Source organism: Myxococcus llanfairpwllgwyngyllgogerychwyrndrobwllllantysiliogogogochensis, assembly GCF_006636215.1.
Classification (GTDB): domain Bacteria; phylum Myxococcota; class Myxococcia; order Myxococcales; family Myxococcaceae; genus Myxococcus; species Myxococcus llanfairpwllgwyngyllgogerychwyrndrobwllllantysiliogogogochensis.
In genome coordinates, this window is the sequence record NZ_VIFM01000974.1 from 1 (window position 1) to 392 (window position 392).

Below are 392 nucleotides of genomic sequence, written 5' to 3' on the forward strand. Positions count from 1 at the left end.
CCCTGATGGAGGGCGCTGGCGATTATCGGGCGATAAACTGATATTCCGTCAGGCTGACATACTCCTGGCCCGGACGTAATACACAGTCCGGCTGCGGCCATTGCGGATGGTTCGGCGAATCCGGCAGGAATTCGCTCTCCAGCGCCAGTCCCTGCCAGTCGGCGTAGGGCTCCGTCGTCTGCGACGGGGTGCCGCCGAGATAGTTGCCGGAGTAAAACTGCAGCGCCGGAGCGGAGGTATAGACCGTCATCTGCAGCTTGCCATCCTGCGACCAGACCTGTGCCGCAGGCTGGCTGGCGTCGCCTTTGGCATCCAGCAGGAAGGCATGATCGTATCCCTTCACCTTTTGCTGATCGGCATCCGCGAGGAAGTCGGCGGCGATGGTTTTCGGC

At 62.0% G+C, this 392-nt stretch carries 1 protein-coding gene; it reads right to left on the bottom strand.

What is annotated here, in order from left to right; all coding sequences use genetic code 11:
- Positions 1-22 precede the first annotated feature (22 nt).
- Positions 23-392, bottom strand: a 370-nt coding sequence (locus tag FJV41_RS56510) for an aldose epimerase family protein (RefSeq protein WP_497812693.1), incomplete at its 5' end; no start/stop codon positions are given.